Raw genomic sequence first — 1,137 nt, forward strand, 5'->3', positions numbered from 1 at the left:
GGCGGTCTCCACCGGTCAGTGCAACAGAGGGCTGATCTTGGGAGGCTGCTGGTATGGCACGTGCGGGAGTGATCACCGCTGATCTGCGGCGGGTGATCGAGAACATGTGGGGCCGAGGCAAGTCCTGCGCGGAGATCGCCAGGACGATCGGGGTGCATCGTAGTTCGGTGGGACGGGAGGTGGACCGGAACCATTCGCACCGGCACGGGGTGAAAAACCCACGCCGGGGTGAGGCCGGCGGGCGTGGCCGGTACCAGGTGGGGTACCGGGCGGACTGGGCGCAAGACAAGACACGACCGCGGCGGCGTCGGCCCAAGCCCCGCAAGCTGGCCACCAACCTACCGCTGCGGGCGGCGGTGGTAGCCGGGCTGCGCGATAGATTGAGTCCGCAGCAGATCGCTGCTCAACTACGCGAACAGTTCGCCGGCGACGCGGGGATGCGGGTGTCGCACGAGACCATCTACCAGGCGATCTACCTGCAAGCGCGGGGCAGCCTACGCGAGCTGGTCAATGACGCGCTGCGTACCGGTCAGCGGGCCCGCCGCTCCCAGTCGCGGGCGGCGCTCGCGGCCCGGTCCGCGATCCGAGGCAAGCCCTGGGTCACCGAACAGGTGCACATCTCGGCCCGGCCCGCCGAGGTCGCCGACCGGGCGATACCCGGGCACTGGGAAGGCGACCTGCTCATCGGCGCCTACAAACGCTCCGCGATCATCACCCTCGCCGAACGCAGCACCCGGTTCGTGATGCTCGGCGCCCTACCCACCGACCGGTCCAGCCCAGAGGTGATCGCGGTGATCCGTACCCTGTTCGGCCGGCTCCCGGCCCAGCTACACCGGTCCCTGACCTGGGACCAGGGCGTCGAACTGGCCGGCTACGCCCAATTCGGCCTGGTCGAAGACTGCCAGGTCTACTTCTGCGACCCCCACAGCCCCTGGCAGCGCGGCACCAACGAGAACACCAACGGCCTACTACGCCAGTACTTCCCCAAAGGCAAGTTCGACTTCACCACCATCGACCAGACCGGCCTCGACGCCGTAGCCGCCCAACTCAACCGACGGCCACGACAAACCCTGAACTGGCATACTCCAGCCCAGAAGCTCAACCAGCACCTCGTTGCACTGACCCCCTGAAACCGCC

1 protein-coding gene is annotated in these 1,137 nt (G+C 67.9%); it reads left to right on the forward strand.

The genetic code is table 11. The features are described from left to right. Nucleotides 1-53: 53 nt before the first annotated feature. Entirely contained in the window at nt 54-1,130 is a 1,077-nt protein-coding gene (locus QMG73_RS46120; RefSeq protein WP_281906511.1) for an IS30 family transposase, read from the forward strand. The last annotated feature ends 7 nt before the right edge of the window (nt 1,131-1,137 follow it).

Source organism: Phytohabitans aurantiacus (assembly GCF_027923225.1).
GTDB lineage: Bacteria > Actinomycetota > Actinomycetes > Mycobacteriales > Micromonosporaceae > Phytohabitans > Phytohabitans aurantiacus.